We start from the raw sequence: 24,517 nt of genomic DNA on the forward strand, positions 1-24,517 counted from the left end.
TCAACGATGCCTGGAAGTAACCCTGTCGAGCACCTGAGCGCCCCCCCCCCCTGGAAACCCACCAGCGGGCGGGGCCGCTCGCTGCCCGTCCGGTGTCGAAGCGGCAGGAGGGGCCGAGCTCGGCGGTCACGGCGGTCCAGCCGGCGGCTGCGCGTCGCCGGCCCGCACCCTGGCCGCCGCCGGCGCACCACCTGAGCCGATGCGACCGGCTGCCCGGTGGTGTTACCACCCGAGCAGATCCGCCGGGTTCCGGTCGGGCGCCGACGGCTCACCGCCCGCCTCGGCGAACGCCCGCAGGGCCTGGACGAGTCCGGTGCGCTGCTTCACGGGCATGGCGGCGACGATCCGGGAGATCTCCTCGCGCCGCCGGTCGGTGGCGTCGACGACGGTCCGTGCCCCCGCGTCGGTCAGCGCGATGCGCACCTCGCGCCGGTCCTCGGGGCTGACCTCCCGGGCGACGACTCCGGCGGCGACCAGCCGCTCGATCATCCGCATCGCCGTCGACGGGTTGACGGCCAGCAGCTCGGCCAGGCGCGACATGCTCATCGGCCCCCGCGAGTGCAGCACGACGAGCATCCTGAACTGCGGCAGCGTGAGCGCCTCCGCGACCTCGCCCAGTGAGCGCGCGGAGATCGCCACCAGGACCCGGGAGGCGGTGAGCACGGCAGTGACCAGGTCCTCCTCGACCGGCCCGGAGGCCCGGCTGCGGGAGGCAGGCACGGTGAGATCGTCGGACATGTGTCCTTTTTACCTCCCAGGTGCGCCCGCGCACACGTTCAATCGATCTTCGCGTCCCCGCCTGGCCGCCTCGCCCCTCCCCCGACGTCACCCTCACGGGGCTGGCTTCCCGTGCGGCTTCTTTGCATAATGCAAAGGGCGCGCTGGTGCTCCGACCGCTCGCAGGCGCCTCGCGTACGCCGTGGCCGAACCCGGTCGTCGACCGGGACGGGCACGCGCCGGACGAGCGGCGCGGCGACCCCGTCACGCCGGACAGCGGTCCGGACGGGCCGGCCCGGAGACTTTGTGGCTTTGCGGCCGGCCACTCCCTCCCCGGCCGGCCCAGGACAGCTGACGCCCGCTGGTCGGTCGCCGAGCGCAGTGCGAGATCGACGCTCACGGTGGCAGGGCGAGGGACGAGCGGAGGAGGATGCTCCCGTGTCAGGTGACACGCCCCCAGGTCCGGACCCTGCCGCGCGGCAGGGACCCGGCGGCGAGAGGCCCGCCGCCGCGGGCGACCCCGACCGCTCGGACTTCGTCCGCAGCATGCAGCGGGCGCGCGTGACCGACGGCGACGCCCAGGCCATGCTCGGCGTCCTCGACGCCCTGCGGGACCTCGGAGCCCGTACGGCCGCGCTGGTGGAACAGCTCGCCGCCGAAGCCGAGGAGGAAGAGGGGTGAGTCGGCCGCCCGCAGGACATCCGGCAGGGCCTTTCGGTACCCGACGGAACGGGGCGGTATGACCGAGCAGATCTGGTGTTCGCGGCTCGGCGGGGCGGCACGGCGGCTCTCGGGCTGCTGCCGGAGAGCTACCGCGCGCGGCTGAACCGCCAGGCCCTGGCCTTGCTGGGTGATCCGCAGGACGCCGCCGACGCCGTCCAGGACACCTTCCTGATCGCTCTGCGGCGGCTGTCCGGTCTACGTGACCCGGCCGCCTTCGGCGGCTGACTGGCACGGATGGACGGCAGTTGACCATGCCGACGCATTGGCGGCCGCATCACGCGCGGCGCTTGACGTCTGCGCGGCCTCGCCGAGCAGCCGCTGTGCCAGCGCCGCCCTGGCCTCAGGCTGCACAGTGACGCGCACTCGTCGGGTGGGCAAGCTATTTGTCGAGGCCCGGATCCAGGCAGGGGCCGTGAATGCCGGCTTTCCACTACCCCGGCCGGACGCAGCCGGCCCGGCACAAACCGCGACGCGAAACACATCGAGGGCGAATGCGCATTGCGCATTCACCCTCGATGTCCGTGGTAGCGGGGACAGGATTTGAACCTGCGACCTCTGGGTTATGAGCCCAGCGAGCTACCGAGCTGCTCCACCCCGCGTCGATGAACATGACTCTACGGCACCAGTCGGTGATCACCAAATCGATCCCGTCACTGCCCACTCGTCGGCTCGCCGCCCGCCGGAGACCCCGCAACCGGTACCCCGCAAGCAGGTGGGCGCGGCCCCGTCGGGGGCCGCGCCCGTGCGACGCGACGATGCCTCGGCGCTCGACCTAGCGGTCGTTGCGGGGGCAGGCCGAGTGGTCAGACCTTCCTGATGGTGTACGCGACGCCGCTGCCCACGCAGCTGCTGCTGCTCTGCGAGCTCGAGACGACCCATCCCGCGGGGATGGGAGAGAAGGAGCAGACGGTGGCGTACGTCTGGTTGGTGATCTTGCTGATGTTGTAGGCAACTCCCGTGCCGGCGCAGCCGCTACTGCTGTAGGAGCTGGTGACGACCCATCCAGCGGGGATCGGCGACATGGAACAGACCGTCGCGTACGACTGGTTCGCCACATTGCTGATCGAATAGGCAACGCCCGTACCAGCACAGCCACTACTGCTGTACTGTCCGAGCCGGCCTTGTCGCCGCCCTGGTTCAACATGCTGCCGAAGGCGCTCAGATTGCTGCCTCCGCCGGTCACGAGTGGTGCCGCCTTGCCGGCGGCGTCGACGGCGATCCGGGCCGTCTTCCGCAGGTGTTCGGTGGCGGTCTTCATGGCCGCCTGGGCGGCCAGCCGGAGCAGGTACTCCTCCAGCGCGTCCGGGTCGGCGGGGATGCCGGCCACCAGGTCGATCATGGCGCTTCCGGGATCCGGCTTCTGTGAGGCGGCCACGCTGCGTGATGGCTGAGCGTCGGCTGACCGCCATTGCGGGTTTACGGGGACCGGCATGACTTCGATCGAGGGCGCCGAACGGGGTTGGCCGGAATCCGCGGGCGCATGTCGGGGGCACCCGGACGACGGCCGGCGCGACACCGGACGGCATCCGGCGGAGCGGGGAGTTTGCCGGCGCGGGACGGGGTAGGCGCGCCGTGGCGGACCGGGGCGCCCCTCCGCACGGGCGTGCCCGGGGGCGGCGAACCGTCGCTTCCGTCGCGCAGCAGCCGCCGGCGCGGGCACCCTCCCGGCCGGGGCACCCGCGTCCACTCTCCGAAAGGCCCACCCGATGACCGTGCAGACCACCCTCGGCCCCGACACCGACCTGGCCCAGGTCTTCGAACTCGCCCAGCAGCTTCGAGTCGACTCCGTGCGCGCCAGCACCTCCGCCGGCTCCGGGCACCCCACCTCCAGCCTGTCCGCGGCCGACCTGATGGCCGTGCTGATGACCCGCCATCTGCGCTACGACTGGGACCGCCCCGACCATCCGGCCGCCGACCACCTGGTGTTCTCCAAGGGCCACGCCTCGCCGCTGCTGTACGCGATGTTCAAGGCCGCCGGCGTCGTCGGCGACGACGAACTGATGACCACCTACCGCCGCTTCGGCGCCCGGCTCCAGGGCCACCCCACCCCCGTCCTGCCCTGGGTCGACCTGGCCACCGGCTCACTCGGCCAGGGCATCGCGTACGCCGTCGGCATCGCCCTCGCCGCCCGCGACCTCGACCACCAGGACTCCCGGGTCTGGGTGCTGTGCGGCGACAGCGAGACCGCCGAAGGCTCGGTCTGGGAAGCCCTGGAGAGCGCTGGACGCCACCGCCTGGGCAACTACATCGCGATCTTCGACGTCAACCGCCTCGGCCAGAGCGGCCCCACCGAACTCCAGTGGGACACCGACGCGTACGCCCGCCGGGTCGAAGCCTTCGGCTGCCGCGCGCTGGTCGTCGACGGCCACGACCTGGCAGCCATCGACCGGGCGCTGGCCACCGCCGCCGACGGGACCGCGCCGACCGTCGTCATCGCCCGCACCGTCAAGGGCCGGGGCGTGTCGCAGATCGCCGACCAGGACGGCTGGCACGGCAAGCCGCTCCCCGAGGACCTGGCGGCCGACGCGATCGCCGAACTCGGCGGCGTCCGCGACCTGCGGGCCCGTGGGCCCCGGCCGTCCGAGCCCGGTGCGGCGAGGGCCGGTGCGGCGAGGGCCGGTGCGCAGTCCGCCGGGCGGTCCTCGGCAGGGCCCTCCGACCGGTCCGCCACGCCGGCCGAGGTGTCGCCGCCGCGGTTCGAGGTCGGCGAGAAGGTCGCCACCCGGGTGGCCTTCGGCAAGGCGCTGGTCGCGCTCGGCGCCCGGCCCGAGGTGGTCGCGCTCGATGCCGAGGTCGGCAACTCCACGCACGCCGAGGACTTCCAGAAGGCTTACCCCGAGCGGTACTTCCAGAACTACATCGCCGAACAGCAGATGATCGCCACCGCCGCCGGCATGGCCGTGCGCGGGCACCGGCCCTACGCCACCACCTTCGCGGCCTTCCTCACGCGCGCCCACGACTTCCTGCGGATGGCCGCGATCTCGCAAGTCCCGCTGGCCGTCTGCGGCACCCACGCGGGCGTGGAGATCGGGCCCGACGGCCCCTCGCAGATGGGCGTCGAAGACCTCGCCATGATGCGCGCCCTGCTCGACTCCACCGTCCTCTACCCCAGCGACGCCACCTCCGCCGCCGCCCTCACCGTGGCGATGGCCGACCTGCCCGGGATCTCCTACCTGCGCACCACCCGCGGCGGGTACCCCGTCCTGTACGGCCCCGACGAGACGTTCCCGGTCGGCGGCTCCAAGACGCTGCGCCGCACCGACGACGACCGCGTCACCCTGATCGGTGCCGGCGTCACCCTGCACGAGTGCCTCACCGCCGCCGACCGACTCGCCGAGAGCGGCATCGCCGCCAGGGTCATCGACCTCTACTCGGTCAAGCCGCTCGACACCGAGACCCTGGTGCGCGCCGCGCGTGAGACCGGCGCCCTGGTGGTCGCCGAGGACCACCACCCCGAGGGCGGCCTCGGCGAAGCGGTCCTCAGCGCCCTCAACACCGCCCGCACCCACCCCCTGCTCACCCACCTCGCCGTCACCGCCCTCCCCGGCTCCGGCACCCCCGCCGAGCTCCTCGACGCCGCCGGCATCTCCGCCGCCCACATCGCCGAAGCCGCCCGCACCCTCACCACCGCCACCGGCTGACGGGCCCGCCGCCCTCGGTGCTCGCCCGGGCGTCCTTCGACAGCCAGCCGTCGGCGCGGCGGCGGGCCCGACCGGGCCCGGCACTTCGGTGCCTGGCCTTCCGCCGCCGGCGGGAGGCCAGGCACCGGTGGGGTCACCGAGCCGCGGTGAGACGGGGGTCGTCCGCCGACAGCAGGGTTCCCGCCCGTTCGTACTGGGAGAGCGCCAGCCCCATGCAGAAGAACGTCGGCGCCCACTCCCCCACGAAGATCCCCCAGCGGTCGGCACGGTCCACGCCCGCCGCCTCCGCCTTCACGGACACCATCCACGAGGCGAACGACAGGCCGATCGACGCCACCCCCGCCAGATAGGCGTGCTCGGACTTCACACCGGCTTCATGCAGCTTCTTGATGATCATCATGGCCTCCCTAGACATCGGTTGGACAACCGGTCATGGCGGCTGCCCAGCCGTCCCCGTCCCACACCGGGCCGCACCACACCACTTCGCTGCGTCACCGGACCTCGGGGAACGGCGGTTTCCTGGGGCCCCGGACGGCGTGGGCCGCTACGTCCCGCGCACGGCTGCCGTCGTGCGGCCGGCGCCGGCGGCGATCACCATGGGATGGTGTCGGACATCGAACCCTTGCGCCCCGGTCTCGACCGGACCGGTCTGCTGGCCCGGTGGATCACCGCGGCCCTCACGTCGGCCGGGCACACGGTGGCCACGGCCGAGTCCCTCACCGCCGGACGCCTGGCCACCGCCCTGTCGGAGGCGCCCGGCGCCGGCGCGGCGTTCGTCGGCGGTGTCGTCGCCTACGCCACCGACCTCAAGCAGTCGCTGTTGGACGTGGACCCGGGCCTGCTCGCCGACGTCGGCGCGGTCCACCCCGAGGTCGCCGTCCGGATGGCCCACGGCGTCCGCCGGATCACCGGGGCCACCTACGGCCTGGCCACCACCGGAGTCGCCGGGCCCAGCCCCCAGGACGGACACGACGTCGGCACCGTCTTCGTCGCCGCCGTCTCGGCCGACGCCGTGGTCGTCCGCCAGCCCGAGCCGCCCTCACACGACCGCGAGGACATCCAGACCGCCGCCGTCCACGCGGCGCTGGAACTCCTCCAGGACCTCCTGCGCCCGGACGCCGACCACCGTGCGAGGTAGGCGGCAACGCGGGCGAACTCCTCCCTGATGTGCGGTCAGGGCTGGCTGCTCGGGCTGGCGGGTGTCGCGGCGCCGGAGGAGAGGTCGCTGGGCCTGGCGGACCGTTCGTCGGTGGGTGCGCCGCCTCCGGGAGCCAGGGACGGGGAGGCGCTGGAGGTCGCCTCCGGTGTGGGGGAGGTCGAGGGCTGGGCCGACGCGGAGCCTGCGGGAGGCGATTGGGTGGCGGAGCTGACGACGTAGGCGTTGACCGTGCCGCGTCCGGCGTGCGCGAAGGTGAAGGTCACCAGCCGGTAGGTGCCGGGGCTGACCTGGCCCGTCACTTGCATCTGCGGCTGGCCCGGTGACCCCACGAGGACCGGCTGCCCGGGCGGAAGGGTGACGCCCGCCCCGTTCGCCGCCGCCGGGGAACCGCCGGCCCCTTCCAGGCTGACCGCCGTCAGGGTGTCGGGCTCTCCGCCCGGATTGAGGATGTACGCGGCCAGCGAGGCGGTCCCGCTTCCAGCGGGCCCCGCGACCAGTCGTACGTCGCGGAGCTTCAGGTCGCCGATGTCGGCGCTCACGGTGTCCGGCGCGATCCGGTACGTCTCCGCGCCGTTGCCGGCCGCGCAGGCTGCCGTCGAGGCCGCCAGTACCAGCAGCAGACCGACGGAGCGCGGTGCGGCGCTGCGGCGCATGACGGATTCGGCTCTCATCCGGGGGTCCTCCAGGCATTCGGCGTTTCGGCATTCGGCTTCGGGTCCGCCATGCGTTCCCCGCTCACCGGCCGTGCACGCCGCCCCTCACCCGACCGCCCGCACCGTCATCCCGGCATCGAGCGGCCGGCGCCGCCCCGGCCGGCCCGCGCCGCCTTCGCCAGCGCGAACGCCACCACCGGGAGGGCGGCCGCGACGAGGGTGCGGCGCCAGGCGTGCTTCTTTCCCGTCGCGCTCCCCGTCCGGGGACGGCCTGCGACGCGTCGCCACAGCCGCCTGACCGCCCACCCGACCGGTCCACCCGCCCACGGGCCCGCCAGCAGGCGGAACGGCTTGTCCATCACCTTGGCCGCGTTCACGTGAGCCCGCCTTTCGCCGCCGTCGTCGCACCACCGTCGTCTCACGGCCGCCGTCCGACCGCCGTCGTCGTTCGCCGCTTCGGCCGCCCGGGCGCGTGCCCGGTCGCCGAAGCGGCAAACCACCGCGCTCCGGCTGCGGCAAGGGGCGTCAGCCGTCGTGGCTCCGGAGCGTCTCCTTGACCTTGGCGATCGCGAAACCCCAGCCCTGCTGGACGGTCGGCTTGCCCGGCACCGCCAGTTCCCGGGGGTTGGTCAGCACGTCGAGCAGCACCGGCCCCGGTGTCCCGAAGGCCTGTCGGACACCGTCCGGGAGCTCGGACGGGTGGGTGACCCGGATACCGGTCAGTCCGAGGGCGGTGGCGACCGCGGCGAAGTCCGGGTTGTCCAGCTCCGTGCCGAACTCCGGGAGTCCGGCCTGCTCCTGTTCCAGCTTGACCATGCCGAGCCGACGGTTGTCGAACACCACGAGCTTCACCGGCAGCCGGTACGTCCTGATCGTCATCAGGTCGCCGAGCAGCATGCTCAGACCGCCGTCGCCGCAGAACGCCACGACCTGCCGGTCGGGGGCCCACAGCTGCGCGCCGAGGGCCTGGGGCATCGCGTTGGCCATCGAGCCCAGGTTGTACGAGCCCAGCAGCCGCCGGCGGCCGCGCATGGTCACGAAGCGGGACAGCCAGACGGTGGCCATGCCGGTGTCGGAGGTGAAGATCGCGTCGTCGCTCGCACAGGCGTCCACCGCGGCGGCCAGGGCCTCCGGGCGGACGTCGTGGTCGCGGTTGTCCAGGGCGCTGCGCAGGCGGCCGAGCAGCCGGTGGTCGTGGTGGGGGTCCGCGAGGCGCTGCTGGCCGACGGTCCACTCGTCGAAGCTCTTGCGGGCGGCTTCCAGGTGCGACCGCTCTCCGGCGGGTTCCAGGTGCGGGAGGAGTGCGCGCAGGGTGGCCGCCGTGTCCCCCGCCAGCCCCACGTCGACGGGCATCCGGCGGCCGAGGTTGCGTTCCAGGAGGTCGATCTGGACGACCTTGCAGCCGCTGGGGTACCAGTCGCGGTAGGGGAAGTCGGTCCCGAGCATGATCAGCGTGTCGCAGGCGTCCAAGGCCTGGGAGGCGGCGGGATTGCCGATCAGGCCGGTCTGTCCGACCTGGTAGGGGTTGTCCTCCTCGAAGCCCTCCTTGGCCTTGAGGGTGAGGACCATCGGTGCGGACAGTCGCTCGGCGAGTCGGAGCACCTCCTCGCGGGCGTCCCGGGCGCCTCGGCCGACCAGCAGGGTCACCCGGTCGGCGGCGTTGATGAGGTCGGCGGTCTCCCGGAGGCCGGCGTCGTCGGGGCGGGTGACGGGGCGGGTGCGCGGGAAGCGGGCGGGGCGGTCGTCCGTCAGCTCCCGGTCGCCGAGGTCACCGGGGACCGTGAGGACCGCGACGCCGCGTTCGCTGACCGCCGAGCGGACGGCGGCCTCCAGCATCCTCGGCAGTTGGTCCGGCGAGGTCACCGTCGCCCGGAAGACCGCGACGTCCCGGAACAGCAGGTCGTTGTCGACCTCCTGGAAGTAGTCGCTGCCCATCTCGGCCGAGGGCACCTGGCCGGCGATGGCCAGCACCGGGGTGCGGCTCTTGGCCGCGTCGTACAGGCCGTTGAGCAGGTGCACCGAGCCGGGGCCGACGGTGCCCATGCACACGCCCAGGGTGCCGGACAGCTGGGACTGGGCGCCGGCCGCGAACGCGGCGGCCTCCTCGTGACGGCAGCCGACCCAGTCGAGGCCGTCGGTGGTGCGGATGGCGTCGGTCAGCGGATTCAGGGCGTCGCCGACGACGCCGAAGACATGGCGCACGCCCAGCTCCTGCAGGGCGTCGACGATCACGCGGGCGACGGTACGTGCCACGGGTCTTCCCTTCGAAGTGTCAGACGGTGAACCGGTCGGGGTCGGCCGCGTCCCAGTCGCGCGCCCACGAGGCGGGCGCGTCCTGGAGCAACTGCCCGGGTACCAGCCAGGAGTGGATGTCCGCGTAGGAGCGGATGGTCTGCGGGTCGAGGCGGCGCCGGAGCATGTGCGGGCGCAGCTGGGAGGGTTCGTCGACCCCCATGGCGGCCATGATCTGCAGGGCGCTCTTGACGGTGGCCTCCTGGTAGCGCCGCACCCGCTGGGACTTGTCCCCCACGTGCAGGGCGCGGGCCCGGCGCCGGTCCTGGGTGGCCACGCCGACCGGGCAGGTGTTGGTGTGGCAGCGCTGGGCCTGGATGCAGCCGACCGCGAACATCATGGCCCGGGCGGCGTTGGTGTAGTCGGCCCCCTGGATCAACCGCTTCACCAGGTCGCTCCCGGTGGCCACCTTGCCGCTGGCGCCGATCCGGATCCGCTCCCGCAGACCGGTGCCGACCAGCGCGTTGTGGACCGTCATCAGGCCCTCGGTGAGCGGCATGCCGACGTGGTCGGCGAACTCCAGCGGGGCGGCGCCCGTGCCGCCCTCCGCGCCGTCGACGACGATGAAGTCCGGGGTCACCCCCTCCTCCAGCATGGCCTTGCAGACCGCGAGGAACTGGCGGCGCGAGCCGACGCAGAGCTTGAAGCCGGTCGGCTTGCCCCCCGCCAGCCCGCGCATCCGGCCGACGAAGCGGACCAGCTCGCGCGGGGTGGAGAAGACCCGGTGGTAGGGCGGGGAGACGACGGTCTCGCCCGGCGGGACGCCGCGCACCCGCGCGATCTCCGCATCGACCTTGGAACCGGGCAGAACGCCACCGATACCGGGCTTGGCGCCCTGACTCAGCTTCAGGGACACGCACTTGACCTGCGGGTGCGCCGCCTTCTCGGCGAACTGGCCGGGGTCGAAGTCCCCGTCCGCGGTGCGACAGCCGAAGTAGCCGGTGCCGATCTCCCACACCAGGTCTCCCCCGGGCCGCAGGTGGTACTCGGACAGGCCGCCCTCCCCGGTGTCCTGGGCGAAACCGCCCAGCGCGGCGCCGGTGTTCAGGGCCAGGACGGCGTTGGCGGAGAGCGAGCCGAAGCTCATCGCGGACACGTTGAGCAGCGCCATCCCGTACGGCCGGGTGCAGTCCGGACCGCCGACCCGCACCCGGGGCGGTTGATCGGGCACCGCGACCGGGGCCATCGACGGCACGAGGAACTCGCGCCCGCTCCCGTACAGGTCCAGCTCCGTACCGAACGGCTCCTCCGCGTCGGTGCCCTTGGCCCGCTCGTAGACGATGCTGCGGGTGTCGCGGTCGAAAGGGCGCCCGTCCACGTTGCGTTCGATGAAGTACTGCTGCAGCTCGGGCCGGATGCCCTCCAGCGCGAACCGCAGGTGGCCCAGGACGGGGTAGTTCCGCAGCACCGAGTGCCGGGTCTGCAGCAGGTCCGCCACCGCCAGCGCCGCGAGCGCCAGCAGGGGCACGGCCGCACACCACCACCACGGCGACACGACGACGGCCACCGCCGTCGCGGCGACCGCTCCACACCCCAGCCCGGCGACCCACAGGAATCTCAACACGGACCCCGTCTAACCCCGAACGCCGAGCTCAAGCGCCCGGCGCGACACCCGGTTCGGGAAGGCTAGCGCGCCAGCTGCCGTTTGATGCGGGCGATCAGGTCGCTCGCGTCCACCGGCTTGGTGACGTAGTCGGAGGCGCCAGCGGCCAGGCTCTTCTCGCGGTCCCCGATCATGGCCTTCGCCGTGACGGCGATGATCGGCAGGTCCGTGTGCTCGGGCATGGCGCGGATGGCGGAGGTGGCCGCGTACCCGTCCATCTCGGGCATCATCACGTCCATCAGGATCACGTCGATCTCGCCGTGCTCGGCGAGGGCGTCGAGAGCGGCGCGGCCGTTCTCGGCCTGGAGCACCCGGACCCCGTGGAGTTCGAGTATCCCCGTCAGGGCGTAGAGGTTGCGGTCGTCATCGTCGACGACCAGCACGGTGCGGCCCGCGAGTGAGCCGTCGACGTGCTCGCCGGCGGACGCCGCCGGTTCGTCGGAGCGCACCAGCGGCAGGACGTCGCCGGGTTGTTCCGCGCTCAGGTGCAGGGCGATGCGCTCGCGCAGCTCGTCCAGGCTGGAGATCAGCTCCAGCGGCTGGCTCGCGGCGTGCTCCTGGAGGGCGCTTTCCTGCTCGGTGCCCAGTCGGCGGTTGTGGTGGGCCAGGACCGGCACCCCGTGCAGTGCCGGGTCCCGTACCATGTCCTCCAGGAATCCGAGGGCGGCGCCGTCGGGCAGGTCCAGTTCCAGGACGACGCAGTGGCAGGGCGTGGTGGCGAGCGCGGTGGCCGCCTCGGAGGCGCCGACGGTGGTGATGATCTCCACCGGCACGCTCGGCCGGCCGAGGTTCGGCTGACCGGCCAAGTCACTGACGGCGCTCTCCGCGACCAGGGAGAGCAGGCCGCGCGGGCGTTCCTCGATCACCAGCAGCCGCTTGGGCTGGGCCGTGTCCACCGCGGGTGCGGTGGCCCGGTGCGGGTCGTGCTCCCCGGCGCCGCCGGGGGCGTCCTCGAGCGTGGCCGCCTCCAGCGGCACCCGGGCGCCCTGGGCGCTCAGTTCGGCGAAGTCCGGCTGGACGGCGGGCAGGTAGAGCGTGAAGGTGCTGCCCTGACCGGGGGTGCTCTCGGCGGTGATCACGCCACCGAGCAGGAAGGCGATCTCCCGGCTGATCGACAGGCCCAGGCCCGTGCCGCCGTACTTGCGGCTGGTCGTCCCGTCGGCCTGCTGGAAGGCGCCGAACACCGTCTCCAGGTGCTGGGGAGCGATGCCGATGCCGGTGTCCACCACACGGAACGCGACGACCGGCCCGCCGCGCCTGGCGGCCTCGGGGGCCCGCGATTCCTCGAGCACGTCGATGCGCAGCTCGACGCTGCCCCGCTCGGTGAACTTGACGGCGTTGGACAGCAGGTTGCGCAGCACCTGGCGCAGCCGGTACTCGTCGGTGAGCAGTTCGGCCGGAACGGCCGACGCGGTCCGGACGGTGAACGTCAGGTTCTTCTGGCTGGTCATCGGCCGGAACGTGGCCTCGACGTAGTCCAGCAGCTTGCGCAGCGGGATGCGGTCGGGGTTGATGTCCATCTTGCCGGCCTCGACCTTGGACAGGTCGAGGATGTCGTTGATGAGCTGGAGCAGGTCGGAGCCGGCCGAGTGGATGATGCCGGCGTACTCGACCTGCTTGGCGGTCAGGTTCCGGGTGGGGTTCTGGGCGAGCAGCTGGGCGAGGATCAGCAGGCTGTTGAGCGGGGTGCGCAGCTCGTGGCTCATGTTGGCCAGGAACTCCGACTTGTACTTCGAGGCGAGGGACAACTGGTGGGCGCGGGCCTCCAGTTCCTGGCGTGCCTGTTCGATCTCCAGGTTCTTGGTCTCGATGTCGCGGTTCTGCGCCGCCAGCAGCTCCGCCTTCTCCTCGAGTTCGGCGTTCGAGGACTGCAGCTCCTCCTGGCGGGCCTGCAACTCCTCGGAGCGTGCCCGCAGTTCGGCGGTCAGGCGCTGGGACTCGCCGAGCAGCTCGTCGGTGCGCGCGTTGGCGACGATGGTGTTGACGTTGACGCCGATCGCCTCCCGCAGCTGCTCGAGGAAGTCGCGGTGGACCTGGGTGAAGGCGTGGACGGTGGCGAGTTCGATGACGCCGAGCACCTGCTCCTCGACCACGATCGGCAGCACGACCAGGTCGACCGGCTCGGTGCGCCCCAGGCCCGAGGAGACCGTCACATAGCCGGCCGGCAGCTTGCCGACGGCGATGGTGCGCTTGCTGCGCGCCGCCTGGCCGACGAAGGACTGGCCGAGCCTGAACCGGCTGCCCACCGCTTCGTCGGGGTGGGCGTAGGAGCTGATCAGGTTGAGGTAGGTGCCCTCGTCCGTCTCCTCCGCGAGGTAGAAGGCCCCGTACTGCGCCGAGACCAGCGGCGTGAGTTCGTCCATGATCAGCTCGGCGACGACCGCGAGGTCCCGCCGGCCCTGCATCAGGCCGGAGATGCGGGCGAGGTTGGACTTCAGCCAGTCCTGTTCCTCATTGGCCCGGGTGGTCTCGCGCAGCGATTCCACCATGAAGTTGATGTTGTCCTTGAGGTCGGCGACCTCGCCGGAGGCGTCCACGGTGATCGAGCGGGTCAGGTCCCCGGCCGCGACGGCGCTGGCGACCTCGGCGATCGCCCGGACCTGCCGGGTGAGGTTGCCGGCCAGCTCGTTCACGTTCTCGGTCAGCCGCTTCCAGGTGCCGGAGACGCCCTCGACCTCGGCCTGGCCGCCGAGGCGCCCCTCGCTGCCGACCTCCCGGGCGACCCGGGTGACCTCTGCGGCGAAGGAACTCAGCTGGTCGACCATGGTGTTGATGGTCGTCTTGAGCTCCAGGATCTCGCCGCGCGCGTCCACGTCGATCTTGCGGGTCAGGTCGCCGTTGGCCACCGCGGTGGTCACCTGGGCGATGTTGCGGACCTGGCTGGTGAGGTTGTGCGCCATGAAGTTGACGTTGTCGGTGAGGTCCTTCCAGGTCCCCGCCACGTTCGGGACCCGGGCCTGGCCGCCGAGGGTGCCTTCGGTGCCCACTTCGCGGGCCACCCTGGTGACTTCGTCGGCGAAGGCGGAGAGGGTGTCGACCATGGTGTTGATCACCCCGGCGAGCGCGGCGACCTCGCCCTTCGCCTCGACGTTGATCTTCTGCGACAGGTCGCCCTTGGCGACCGCCGTGGCGACCTGGGCGATGGAACGCACCTGGCCGGTCAGGTTGGAGGCCATCACGTTGACGTTGTCGGTGAGGTCCTTCCAGGTCCCCGAGACGCCGCGGACGGTGGCCTGGCCGCCGAGGTTGCCCTCCGTGCCGACCTCGCGGGCCACCCGGGTCACCTCGTCCGCGAACGCGCCCAGCTGGTCGACCATCGTGTTGATGGTCTCCTTCAGCTCCAGGATCTCCCCGCGCGCGTCCACCCGGATCTTCTGCGACAGGTCGCCCTTGGCGACGGCGGTGGTCACCTGGGCGATCGAGCGGACCTGCGCCGTCAGGTTGTCGGCCATGACGTTGACGGACTCGGTCAGGTCCCGCCACGTCCCCGAGACGTCCCGCACGTCCGCCTGGCCGCCCAGCCGGCCTTCGGTGCCCACCTCGCGGGCCACCCTGGTGACCTCGCCGGCGAAGGCGGAGAGCTGGTCGACCATCGTGTTGATGGTGTCCTTGAGTTCCAGGATCTCGCCGCGGGCCGTGACGGTGATCTTCTGGGAGAGGTCGCCCTTGGCCACCGCGGTGGCCACCTGGGCGATCGAGCGGACCTGCGCCGTCAGGTTGCCGGCCATGAAGTTGACGGAGTCCGTCAGGTCCCGCCACGTCCCCGAGACGCCCTTGACGTCGGCCTGGCCGCCCAGGATGCCCTCGGTGCCGACCTCGCGGGCCATCCGGGTGACTTCGTCGGCGAAGGCGCTCAGCTGGTCGACCATCGTGTTGACGGTGTTCTTCAGCTCCAGGATCTCGCCCCGGGCGTCGACGGTGATCTTCTGGGAGAGGTCGCCCTTGGCCACCGCGGTGGTGACCTGGGCGATGTTGCGCACCTGGTCGGTGAGGTTGCCGGCCATGAAGTTGACCGAGTCGGTCAGGTCCCGCCAGGTTCCGGCGACGCCGGGCACCTGCGCCTGACCGCCGAGGCGCCCCTCGCTGCCGACTTCCCGCGCCACCCGGGTGACTTCGTCGGCGAAGGCGCTCAGCTGGTCGACCATCGTGTTGACGGTGTTCTTCAGCTCCAGGATCTCGCCGCGCGCGGCGACGTCGATCTTCTGCGACAGATCGCCCTTCGCCACCGCGGTGGCCACCTGGGCGATGTCCCGGACCTGGCTGGTCAGGTTGCCCGCCATGGCGTTGACCGAGTCGGTCAGGTCCTTCCAGGTCCCCGAGACGCCCGGCACGTCGGCCTGGCCGCCCAACTGGCCCTCCGTGCCCACCTCCCGGGCGACCCGGGTCACTTCGGAGGTGAACAGGGCGAGCTGATCGACCATCCCGTTGAAGACGGTGGCGATCTCGCCCAGCAGGCCGTCGGCGTCGCCGGGCAGGCGGGTGCCGAAGTCGCCGTCACGCACCGCCGTCAGACCGGCCAGCAGCTGCCGCAGTTCCGGTTCGCCGACCTGAGCCGGGCCCGGGCCCTGCGGGCCGCCGACGGAAGTGGACTTCGTTGCACCAGCCATCGAACGTCGCCTCCGTAGAACGCCGGGCCCCACGGCCACTGTGAGCGTGCTCAGCTCCGGTACACCTGTCGCTGCCGTCAGCGGGCGCCGCCCCGCAGGCCGACGCACCGCCGAGGAGGCTACCCCAGCCTGTTCACCGGGCGCGAACCGCGCGACTTTACACCCCCAACGCGCGGGCCGCGCGGTGAACGGCGGTGACAACCGGCGGGATGAGCACTACCCTGCCCCGCACACCGCGGGACGGCGGGTGACGAGTCACCCCGGGTCGGCGCCGCCGGAGCGGATGGTGAAGACCTGGTCGAGACCGACGAGGGCGAGCACGCGCAGCGTGTTGGCCGGTACGGCGGCCAGGACGATCTCCGCACCCGAGGCGTGGGCGTGGCGCCGGGCCGCGAGGAGGGCCGTGATGCCGCTGGAGTCGCAGAACTCCAGGCCGGACAGGTCGATGACCAGGCACTGGTGCTCGCCCAGGGCGACGGTGTCCAGGTGTCGGCGCAGGTCGGGGGCGTGCTCGTAGTCGAGGTCGCCGGCCACCTGCAGGACGGGGCCGGTGGACGTGTCACGCTGGCTGATGGTCAGGCTCATGATGGGGCACTCGTCGACGGGTCGGTGGTCGGGGCGGCGGCGGGGACGCCGATGGCCAGGAGGGCGGTGTCGTCGTCCAGGCCGTCGCCGAAGCCTTTCAGCAGGACGGTCAGGGCGTCGATCACCTCGCGGGCCCCGGCGGGCGCGTGGTCGGCGGCGAAGGCGAGCAGTGCATCGTCCCCGAACAGGCTCTCCCGGGTGGGGCCGGTCCGGGCCTCGGTGAGTCCGTCGGTGTACAGCAGGAGGGTGTCCCCGGGAGCGAGGACGGTCCGGGCGGTGGTGAAGGGCGCTTCGGGCAGGATACCGACGAGCAGCCCGCCGGGAGTGGGCAGGAACTCGGTGCGGCCGTCCGCGCGCAGCACCAGGCTCGGCGGGTGACCGCCGGAGGCGACCCGCACGCTGATCCGGCCGTCGTCACCGGCGCGTTCCAGGAGCCCGAAGACGGCGGTGCAGTACCTCGGGTCACCGGCGGCGGCGTAGTGCTCGTGCAGGACCGCGTTCAGGGTGGTCAGCGCGGCCGCGGGCTCGGGGTCGTGGAGGGCGGCGGCACGCAGCGTGTAGCGGGTCAGGGAGGTGAGGGAGGCCGCCTCGGGCCCCTTGCCGCAGACGTCGCCGAGGAAGAACGCCCACCGGCCCGCGCCGACGGGGAAGAGGTCGTAGAAGTCGCCGCCGAGACGGTCGGGCGAGGCGGTGTGGTAGTAGACGGCCGCCTCCAGTCCCGGGACGGCGGGCAGCGAGGAGGGGACGAGTGACTTCTGCAGGGCGGCGAGGGCCTCGGCCAACCGCTGCCGGTCGGTCTCCGCCTGCCGCAGTGCGGTCTCGGCCTCGGCGCGGGCGCGTTCGGCCTCGACGCGGGCCTGCTCGGCCTCGGCGCGGGCACGCTCCGCCTCCTCGCGCCGGCGCAGCAGTTCGGTCTCGTAGGCCCGCCGGTCGGAGGCGTCGGTGACGGTGGTGCGGATCAGCAGCGCCTCGCCGCCGCTCCCGTACCGGATGACGGAGGACACCAGCACCGGCAGCCGGCCCGCGCCGCCGGTCCTCATCTCCAGGGCGATCCCGTGCACCTCGCCCTGCATCCGCAGCAGGGGGGCGAAGTGCGTCTCGTGGTACAGCTTCCCGCCGACGGTGAGCAGGTCGGTGAAGCGCATCCGGCCCACCACGGCGGAGCGCTCCAGGCCGAGCCAGCCCAGCAGCGTGCTGTTGATCCTGGCGACGGTTCCGTCCATCAGCGTCGACAGGTACCCGCAGGGCGCCTGCTCGTACAGGTCCTCGGCGCTGTCCTCGAGCAGGGCGGTGAAGGCGGCGTCCGTGGCCGCGTTGTCGTCGAAGGGGCCCGGTTCCTCGCCGATCCGGGACATCACCGCAGTCCGGCGAGGAACGCGAGGACGGCTTCGGCCGTGGCCTCGGGCGCGCTCAGCTGCGGGCAGTGACCGGTGGCGTCGAGGGTGACCAGGCGGGAGGAGGGGATCGAGGCGTGCACGTACTCGCCGACCTCGCGGGGCGCGATGACGTCCTGTGCGCAGTCCAGCACCAGGGTGGGCACCGTGACCCGCTTCAGGTCCTCCCGACTGTCGGACAGGAACGTGGTCCGGGCGAAGACCCGGGCGATCTCCGGATCCATGGCGCAGAAACTGTTCGTCAGTTCCCGCCCCAGTTCGGGCCGGTCCGGATTCCCCATGATCATCGGGGCCATGGTCGAGGACCAGCCCAGGTAGTTCGACTCCAGCGCGGCCAGGAGTTCCCCGATGTCCTCGGCGCTGAAACCGCCCCGGTACCCGTCGTCGTCGAGGTAGCAGGGCGAGGGGGTCACCATCACCAGCGCGCCGATCCGCTCCGGCACCGACTCGGCCGCCAGCACGCCCACCATGGCGCTCACCGAGTGCCCGACGAACACCGCGTCCCGCAGGTCCAGCTCCTCGCAGACGTCCGCCACGTCCCGCGCGTAGCCGTGGAGCGAGGAGTACCGCTCCTCGCTCCACGCCGCCGAGTCCGAGCCGCCGCACCCGACGTAGTCGAACAGCACCACCCGGTGCCGCTCCGCCAGGGCCGGCGCGACCAGGCGCCACATGTTCTGGTCGCAGCCGAAGCCGTGCGCCAGCACGACCGCGGGCCCGTCGATCGGTCCGGTGGATGTCACGTTGTTCCTGCGGCGCGCGTCCATGGCGGCCATCCTCCCACCGACCGGACGCCCGGCGGTGCCCGGGGGCCGGGCGGGGGCCGGGCGGGGGCCGGGCGGGGGCGGTCGGTGAGCCCGGGCTGCGGTGCCCGGCTGCGGTGTCCGGCGTCAGCGAGCGAACTTCTCGATGGCGGCCGGGGTGACCGGGGTGAAGAAGTTGACGAGGTTGCCGTCGGGGTCCCGGAAGAGCAGCGACCGGTTGCCCCAGGGCATCGTGGTGGGCTCGGTGACGAAGTCGGCGACGAAGCCGGTCAGGTTCCGGTACACCCGGTCCACGTCGTCGACGAGGAACTCGGTGATCACGCTGTGGTTGTCCGCCGGGCGGGCGGAACCCGGGGCGAACAGGGGGACGGTGCGGGTGCCGGCGATGGCGAGGGTGGCGCCGGGGGTCCGGAGTTCGGCGAAGTCCTCGGTGGCCCAGGCCGCCACCATGCCGGTGGCCTTCTCGTAGAACGCGACGAGGCGGGCGACGTCGCCGGTGATGATGCGGATCGAAACGAAGTTCATGGTCTTCTCCCAGGTTGGTGGAGCCGCTGTACCTCGCAGGCTAGGCCGGATAGTGGACAGAATCGGTCCACTATTCGGGGTTAGGCTCTGCCCATGTCTCGACCTACCGGGCGCGTGCTGGCGCTGTTGGAACTGCTGCAGTCCGGCGGCGTCCGGACGGTGGCCGAACTCGCCGAGCGGCTCGGCGTCGACGGGCGGACGGTACGGCGGTACGTGGACCACCTGATCGACCTCGACGTGCCGGTGGAGGCGGTGCGGGGCCGCTACGGCGGGTACCGGCTCGCCTCCGGGTACCGCCTGCCCCCGCTCATGTTCAGCGACGACGAGGCGCTCGCCGTACTACTCGGGCTGGTCGCCGGCCACCGAGGGGGCACGACGGCGATGGCGGGGACGGCCGCGATGGCGGGTACGGCGCTGGCGGGGACGGCGCTGGCGGGAACGGCGAGCGCGACGGCGGCGGCCAAGATCCGCAGGGTGCTGCCCGAGCGCCTGGCCCGCAGACTCGAAGCGGTCCTGGAATCCCTCGCGTTCACCGCTCCGCCCGGCGGGTCCGCCGGCCCGGACGCCGAGGTCCTGCTCACCGTCGCCGATGCGGTGCGCCACCGGCGGCCGGTCTCGATCAGGTACACCGACCGGGACGGCCGCCGCAGCGAACGCCCCCTGCACGCGTACGGGATCGTCGCCCACGCGGGCCGGTGGTACGTCACCGGCACGGACCCCGAGATCGGCGAGGACCGGACCTTCCGGCTCGACCGCGTCGCGAGCGCGAGAGTCCTCCCCGGCTCGTTCGAGGCGCCCGCCGGAGTCGATCCGGCACAGCGCCTGTTGTCCGGCTTCGCCACGGCCGAGTACCGGTACGAGGTGACCTTGCGGATCCACGGGACGGTCGATCAGATCCGCGCCCGCCTTCCGGCGAGCGTCGCGGTCCTGGAGGAGCCCGCTCCCGCGGCGGGCGCGGATGCGGCGCCCGAACGCTGGCTGCGGGCCGAGCTACGGGTGGAGGACCTCGACTGGTTGCCGCCGGTACTCGCCTCGCTCGACCGGCCGTTCGTCATCGAGCGCCCCGATGAGCTGCGCACCCTGGTCGTCGCGTTCGCCGACCGCCTTGCGGCCAGTGCCCGTCGAGCCTGACAGCGAGCGGCCGAGCGCATGAGACGGCCGCGACGGCCGCGGAAGGGGGTCGATCCGGCCGCCCGGGTGGGTGTGGCAGGACTACCCTCCTCGCGGCACCCGCCCGTACGTTGGTCGGCATGCACACGAAACGGCTGAGTGAGTTCCTGCGGGCCCGGCGCGCCCTGGTGCGCCCCGAGGACCACGGGATGCCCGCGGGGGTGCGCCGCACTCCCGGTCTGCGACGCGAGGAGATCGCCCTCCTCGCCGGGGTGAGCACCGACTACTACGTGCGGTTGGAGCAGGGGCGCGAACGCAACCCGTCACCCCACGTCCTGCGAGCCCTGGCGGCCGCCCTGCTGCTGGGGGACGAGGAGACCGCCTATCTGCGCGCGCTGGTCGATCCGCCCCGGCCCGGGCACCCCAGACCGGCCCGGGAGTACGCGGGCCCGCACCTGGTGTCCCTGCTGGACACCTGGGCGGACACACCGGCGCTGGTCTACGGCCGGTACGTCGACCTGCTGGCGGTCAACTCCCTGGGCGAGGCGCTGTTCTCCTGGCTCGACGGCGAGACCAGCCTGATCACGGCGATGTTCCTCAACCCGGCCGCCCGGGACTTCTACCGTGACTGGGCCGTCGTGGCGCAAGGGTGCGTGGCCGCGCTGCGGGCCGCGAATCCCGCCCCGGACGATCAGCGGCTGCGCGAACTGGTGGGCGAACTGTCGGTGCGCAGCCCCGACTTCGCCCGCATGTGGGCGCGCCATGAGGTCCGGGCCAAGACGGCCTCCAGCAAGCGCTTCCGCCACCCGCTGGTCGGCGAGCTCACCCTGGGCTTCGAGACCTTCTCCGTCAACAGCGCACCCGGCCAGCACCTGGTCGTCTACCGGGCCGAACCCGGCAGCGCCGCCGAGCAGTCGCTGGCCCTGCTGGGCAGCTTCGCCCTGACCGATGTCCATGCCGATTTCCAAGCCGATTTCCGGGATTTCCGGGATTTCCAAGCCGATTCCCGAGCCGACTTCCGAGCCGACTTCCACGGCGTTCACGACGAAGGACACCTCCACCATGACCTCCCCTGATTCCCCCGTGTGGTTCATCACCGGCTGCTCTTCCGGCCTGGGCCGGGCGCTGGCCCGGGCCGTGCTGGAACGCGGATGGCGGGCGGTGATCACCGCCCGGGACCCCGGCAAGGTCGCCGACCTGGTCTCCGGACACGAGGACCGTGCCATCGCCCTGGCGCTGGACGTCACCGACTCCGAGCAGATCGCGACGGCGGTCGCCCGGGCCCAGGACGCCTTCGGGCGGATCGACGTCCTGGTCAACAACGCCGGCTACGGCTACCTCGCCGCCGTCGAGGAAGGCGAGGACGACGAGGTCCGCGCCCTGTTCGACACCAACGTCTTCGGCCTGGTCGACACCACCAGGGCCGTCCTGCCGGGCATGCGGGCCCGTCGGGCCGGCCACATCGTGAACATCTCCTCACTCGGCGGGCTGGTCGGCTTCGGCGCCACCGGCTACTACCACGCCACCAAGTTCGCCGTGGAAGGCCTCTCCGAGTCACTCGCCGCCGAAGTCGCCCCCCTGGGCATCAACGTGACGATCGTCGAACCCGCCGCGTTCCGCACCAACTGGTCCGGGCCGTCCATGCGCCAGTCCGCCACCACCATCGACGACTACGCCCCCACCGCGGGCGCACGCCGCGCCGGCACGCTGGCCACCTACGGCCACCAGCCCGGGGATCCGGCGCGCGCCGCCCAGGCCGTCATCGACGCCGTCACGGCCGAACGGCCCCCGCTGCGGCTACTGCTGGGCAAGGCCGCGTACGACATCGCCACCGCCAAGCTGGACACGCTCAAAACCGCCTTCGACGACTGGCGCGAGGTGACCCTCGGCGCCGACTTCCCGCCGGAGCAGCTCGCCGGCTGACGGCGCGTCACCGCTCCAGCCGGCCGGCTCATCGGGTTCACCGGTGCCGGCCGGCCTCGGCGGCGACGCGGGCGCCGTCACCGCCGCAACGCCTGCCGCAGCACGGCCTCCAGCATCGCGTAGGGGTCGTCGACGGCAGGAGTGGAGCTCACGAGGCGAAGGCCGCGGAGAGGATCCGGTTGACCAGGGCGAGATCGTTCCCCCCACCGGTGGTGGGGTTGAAGGAGTACACCAGGCGCCGTCGCAAGTCGCGGGTGGCGAACATGCCGTCGGTGTAGCCGAAGGTGCTTCCGGTCTTGCCCCACACGGTCACTCCGTTGGGCAGCGTCGCGCGCATCAGTCCGGCGCCGTAGTAGGCGCGGCCGTGGCCCGGGTCGTGGTCGGTGCCGCCGAGGTAGGGGACGTCGGGGACGGTGAACAGTACCGCCTGCTCGGCCGGCGGAAGGAGCCGTCCCCGGAAGAGCGCGGTCAGAAAGCGATCGAGGTCGGCCGTGGTGGAGATCATGCCGCCGGCGCCCGGGTTCTGTTCGGTGATGTCGACCAGCTGCGTTCCGCCGTCCGGCCGGGGCACGGCGATGTAGCCGTGGGAGTGCGGGCCGGGGATGGTGGTGTCGGTTTCCTCGGCGGTCGTGTCGCGCAGGTGGAGCGGCCGCAGGATCCGGTTGGTGATCTCCTGCTGGTAGCTGCGCCCGGTGAGGTTCTCGATCAGCATCGCGGCGACGTAGTAACCGGTGGCTCCGTAGACCTGCATGGAGCCGGGGTCCTGGAAGGGGCGGTCATGGCGGACCGCTTTCGCGACCAGTTCCGCCAGCGAGTGGTCGTCGAAGCGGTGCTCGACGATGCCGTCCGGGGTGGTGGGCAGGTCATCCGGTGTCAGTTCGGGGAGGCCGCTGGTGAAGTCGAGCAGGGTGCGCACCGGGATCGGCGGGTAGCGGTCGGGCAGCACGTTCGGCAGGTACCGCTGCACGGGCTGATCGAGGTCGACCCGGTGTTCGGAGGCGAGCTGCAGCACCACGGTGGCGATGAAGGTCTTCGTCACGCTGCCGAGCCGGAACCGTCCGTCGACCGGCACCGGCGCCCCGGTCGCCAGGTCGCCGGTCCCGTAGGTGCCGGCCCAGTGCCCGTCCGGGCCACTCACTCGTGCCAGCACCCCCGTGACCCGGTCGGGTGCACTCGCCAGTGCCTGCTGCAGGATCTCCTGGTCCACACCCGGCAACCGGCCACCGGCACGCTCGACAGGCCTCGCAGGCCGCGCGGCAGGAGCCGCCACCGCCGGGACGGCCGTGCCCAGCGTCACCGCGGCGAGGACCGCGCAGGCGAGCGTTGCCACCGGCAGTCGCCTGCGTCGGCCTCTCGTGGCAGTGGTCTGCGTACCGGAAGAACGGGGCTTCAGAGTCATGCCCCTGACGATGCCGTGCGATCACCGCGCGACTCATCAGGGAACACCCCTGACGCACCCCGTACTGTCCCCTGAGGTCGCATCAGGTATCGAGATGCTCCTCGCGGCCCAGCCGAGCGGCCTTCGGCGGCGGGAAGGGCTCCGCATTCGCGGGCTTCACCGCCTCGGAGGCGGCGCGGGTCGGAAATTCGATGGCGCCGGCCCGGACGCCGCTTGGGCGTCCGGCCCGGTGCCTGGGGCGGACCTGACGGTCTTCCGGCGGCCTCGGGCCGCTCAGCTCTCGCGCAGGCCGCGGAAGAACTGCCGCAGGTCGCCCACCAGCAGGTCCGGTGCGTCGTGGGCGGCCCAGTGGCTGCCGCGGTCGAACTCGTGCCAGGAAACGATGTTGGCGTGGTCGCGTTCGGCGAACTTGCGGACCGGCCGGAAGTCGTACGCGAAGCTGGCCAGGGCCGTCGGCGCGGTCGTCGGCTCGGTTGGGTGCTCGGTGTGGCGGTCCTCGTGGTAGAGCCGGGCCGAGGACGCACCGGTGTTGGTGAGCCAGTAGATGGTGGCGATGGTCAGCACCGTGTCCGGGTCCACCGCCGTGCCCAGCAGCTGGCCGATCCAGGCGAGTTGGCCGGCGGGCGAGTCGGCGAGGGCGTGCGCGAGGTTCTGCGGCTTGGTGGCCTGGAGGTCGGCGAAGGCCGACATCTCGGCGTTGAAGGACTGCAGGAACTGCAGCAGTCCCAGCTCCTGTTCGCTCAGGCCGTCGAACTCCCCGGGGGTGCCGTCGGGGAAGGAGAAGAGCTGGTTGACGTGGACGCCGATGACGTTGTCCGGGTTCTGCCGGCCCTGTTCCGGGGCGATGTAGGCGCCCGCGTCGTTGCCGTGCACGCCGTACCGCTCGTAGCCGAGCCGGCGCATCAGCTCCGCCCAGGCGGCGGCGATGCGGTGGCGGTTCCACCCCGCCTCGTGGGTGGGCCCGGAGAAGCCGAAGCCGGGAATGTCGGGGATGACGACGTGGAACGCCTCGGCCGGATCGGCCGGGTCGGTGAGTTCGTCGATCAGGCCGACGTACTCCACGAAGGTGTTCGGCCAGCCGTGGGTGAGGATCAGCGGGGTGGCGTCCTCGTGCGGCGATCTGACGTGCACGAAATGGATGGTCTGCCCGTCGATCTCGGTGGTGAACTGCGGGTACTTGTTGAGCCGTGCCTCGTGCTCGCGCCAGTCGTAGGTGGTGCGCCAGCGCTCGACGAGGTCCTTGACGTACGACAGGGGCACACCGCGCTCCCAGCCGGGCTGCACCGGGCCGGTCGCCGCCGCGTCCGGGTCGGCGGGCAGCTCGTTGGTCCAGCGGGTCCGGGCCAGGCGGTCGTGGAGGTCGTCGAGGTCGGCCTGCGGGATGTCGATCCGGAAGGGCTTGGTCTCAGTCATGCGGAACAGCCT

General features: G+C 72.3%; 21 protein-coding genes and 1 tRNA gene. 8 read left to right on the top strand and 14 right to left on the bottom strand.

The features are described 5' to 3' along the window. Window positions 1–222 precede the first annotated feature (222 nt). The gene (locus ACZ4WV_RS27380) at window positions 223–738 is read right to left on the bottom strand and encodes a MarR family winged helix-turn-helix transcriptional regulator (RefSeq protein ID WP_465751182.1); all 516 of its coding nucleotides are present in this window, start codon (window positions 736–738) and stop codon (window positions 223–225) included. Between the two features lie 417 nt (window positions 739–1,155). Between ACZ4WV_RS27380 and ACZ4WV_RS27385 the strand changes: the two genes are divergently transcribed. Together ACZ4WV_RS27385 and ACZ4WV_RS27390 are read left to right on the top strand one after the other, a co-directional pair. Continuing rightward, window positions 1,156–1,398 carry a hypothetical protein gene (locus ACZ4WV_RS27385; RefSeq protein ID WP_465751184.1) on the top strand — a complete coding sequence of 81 codons (243 nt, stop codon included), beginning with the start codon at window positions 1,156–1,158 and terminating at the stop codon, window positions 1,396–1,398. A 75-nt stretch (window positions 1,399–1,473) separates the two neighbouring features. Continuing rightward, a complete protein-coding gene (locus tag ACZ4WV_RS27390; protein WP_465751186.1) occupies window positions 1,474–1,665 on the top strand; it encodes an RNA polymerase sigma factor in 192 nt (63 codons plus the stop codon). A 297-nt stretch (window positions 1,666–1,962) separates the two neighbouring features. Here the strand turns inward: ACZ4WV_RS27390 and ACZ4WV_RS27395 are convergent. Next, window positions 1,963–2,039, bottom strand: a tRNA-Met gene (locus ACZ4WV_RS27395). 217 nt (window positions 2,040–2,256) lie between these two features. Here ACZ4WV_RS27395 and ACZ4WV_RS27400 point away from each other — a divergent pair. Then, a complete protein-coding gene (locus ACZ4WV_RS27400; RefSeq protein ID WP_465751188.1) occupies window positions 2,257–2,388 on the top strand; it encodes a hypothetical protein in 132 nt (43 codons plus the stop codon). Window positions 2,389–3,146: 758 nt separating this feature from the next. Continuing rightward, the gene (locus tag ACZ4WV_RS27405) at window positions 3,147–5,081 is read left to right on the top strand and encodes a transketolase (protein ID WP_465751190.1); all 1,935 of its coding nucleotides are present in this window, start codon (window positions 3,147–3,149) and stop codon (window positions 5,079–5,081) included. A gap of 133 nt (window positions 5,082–5,214) precedes the next feature. Here ACZ4WV_RS27405 and ACZ4WV_RS27410 read toward each other — a convergent pair whose 3' ends face one another. After that, a complete protein-coding gene (locus ACZ4WV_RS27410) occupies window positions 5,215–5,478 on the bottom strand; it encodes a hypothetical protein (RefSeq protein ID WP_465751192.1) in 264 nt (87 codons plus the stop codon). Between the two features lie 207 nt (window positions 5,479–5,685). Here ACZ4WV_RS27410 and ACZ4WV_RS27415 point away from each other — a divergent pair, with 207 nt between their 5' ends. Beyond that, window positions 5,686–6,219 (top strand): CinA family protein, encoded by a 534-nt coding sequence (locus ACZ4WV_RS27415; RefSeq protein WP_465751194.1) that lies wholly within the window; start codon window positions 5,686–5,688, stop codon window positions 6,217–6,219. Window positions 6,220–6,254: 35 nt separating this feature from the next. On the opposite strand, the gene ACZ4WV_RS27420 is transcribed toward ACZ4WV_RS27415, so the two are convergent. The 9 genes from ACZ4WV_RS27420 to ACZ4WV_RS27460 all read right to left on the bottom strand — a co-directional run bounded on the left by ACZ4WV_RS27420 (window position 6,255) and on the right by ACZ4WV_RS27460 (window position 18,660). Next, window positions 6,255–6,911, bottom strand: coding sequence for a hypothetical protein (locus tag ACZ4WV_RS27420; RefSeq protein WP_465751196.1), 657 nt, complete (start codon window positions 6,909–6,911; stop codon window positions 6,255–6,257). Between the two features lie 107 nt (window positions 6,912–7,018). Next, window positions 7,019–7,270 carry a hypothetical protein gene (locus ACZ4WV_RS27425; protein ID WP_465751198.1) on the bottom strand — a complete coding sequence of 84 codons (252 nt, stop codon included), beginning with the start codon at window positions 7,268–7,270 and terminating at the stop codon, window positions 7,019–7,021. Between the two features lie 148 nt (window positions 7,271–7,418). Continuing rightward, window positions 7,419–9,146, bottom strand: coding sequence for a thiamine pyrophosphate-dependent enzyme (locus ACZ4WV_RS27430; RefSeq protein ID WP_465751200.1), 1,728 nt, complete (start codon window positions 9,144–9,146; stop codon window positions 7,419–7,421). A 19-nt stretch (window positions 9,147–9,165) separates the two neighbouring features. Further along, window positions 9,166–10,749: an FMN-binding glutamate synthase family protein gene (locus ACZ4WV_RS27435; RefSeq protein ID WP_465751202.1), complete on the bottom strand. Its 1,584-nt coding sequence runs from the start codon at window positions 10,747–10,749 to the stop codon at window positions 9,166–9,168. 62 nt (window positions 10,750–10,811) lie between these two features. Further along, window positions 10,812–15,395 (bottom strand): HAMP domain-containing protein, encoded by a 4,584-nt coding sequence (locus tag ACZ4WV_RS27440; RefSeq protein WP_465751204.1) that lies wholly within the window; start codon window positions 15,393–15,395, stop codon window positions 10,812–10,814. Window positions 15,396–15,650: 255 nt separating this feature from the next. Then, entirely contained in the window at window positions 15,651–15,983 is a 333-nt protein-coding gene (locus ACZ4WV_RS27445; protein ID WP_465751282.1) for an STAS domain-containing protein, read from the bottom strand. Next, window positions 15,977–17,335: a PP2C family protein-serine/threonine phosphatase gene (locus tag ACZ4WV_RS27450; protein WP_465751206.1), complete on the bottom strand. Its 1,359-nt coding sequence runs from the start codon at window positions 17,333–17,335 to the stop codon at window positions 15,977–15,979. The genes ACZ4WV_RS27445 and ACZ4WV_RS27450 overlap by 7 nt, the downstream gene beginning before the upstream one ends. Continuing rightward, window positions 17,335–18,138, bottom strand: coding sequence for an alpha/beta fold hydrolase (locus tag ACZ4WV_RS27455; protein ID WP_465751208.1), 804 nt, complete (start codon window positions 18,136–18,138; stop codon window positions 17,335–17,337). Before ACZ4WV_RS27455 ends, ACZ4WV_RS27450 begins: the two co-directional genes overlap by 1 nt. 123 nt (window positions 18,139–18,261) lie before the next feature. Then, window positions 18,262–18,660 (bottom strand): VOC family protein, encoded by a 399-nt coding sequence (locus ACZ4WV_RS27460; RefSeq protein WP_465751210.1) that lies wholly within the window; start codon window positions 18,658–18,660, stop codon window positions 18,262–18,264. Between the two features lie 93 nt (window positions 18,661–18,753). On the opposite strand from ACZ4WV_RS27460, the gene ACZ4WV_RS27465 reads away from it, so the two are divergent. From ACZ4WV_RS27465 to ACZ4WV_RS27475, 3 genes are all read left to right on the top strand, one after another. After that, complete coding sequence (locus tag ACZ4WV_RS27465) at window positions 18,754–19,791, top strand: helix-turn-helix transcriptional regulator (protein WP_465751212.1); 1,038 nt, start codon at window positions 18,754–18,756, stop codon at window positions 19,789–19,791. A gap of 119 nt (window positions 19,792–19,910) precedes the next feature. Beyond that, window positions 19,911–20,846, top strand: a complete 936-nt coding sequence (locus tag ACZ4WV_RS27470; protein WP_465751214.1) for a helix-turn-helix domain-containing protein — start codon at window positions 19,911–19,913, stop codon at window positions 20,844–20,846. After that, a complete protein-coding gene (locus ACZ4WV_RS27475) occupies window positions 20,833–21,693 on the top strand; it encodes an oxidoreductase (RefSeq protein WP_465751216.1) in 861 nt (286 codons plus the stop codon). Before ACZ4WV_RS27470 ends, ACZ4WV_RS27475 begins: the two co-directional genes overlap by 14 nt. A gap of 148 nt (window positions 21,694–21,841) precedes the next feature. Here ACZ4WV_RS27475 and ACZ4WV_RS27480 read toward each other — a convergent pair whose 3' ends face one another. After that, window positions 21,842–23,023 (bottom strand): serine hydrolase domain-containing protein, encoded by a 1,182-nt coding sequence (locus tag ACZ4WV_RS27480; protein WP_465751218.1) that lies wholly within the window; start codon window positions 23,021–23,023, stop codon window positions 21,842–21,844. A 342-nt stretch (window positions 23,024–23,365) separates the two neighbouring features. Beyond that, window positions 23,366–24,505, bottom strand: a complete 1,140-nt coding sequence (locus ACZ4WV_RS27485; RefSeq protein WP_465751220.1) for an epoxide hydrolase family protein — start codon at window positions 24,503–24,505, stop codon at window positions 23,366–23,368. Between the last annotated feature and the right edge of the window lie 12 nt (window positions 24,506–24,517).

Source organism: Kitasatospora sp. NPDC029312 (assembly GCF_055569215.1).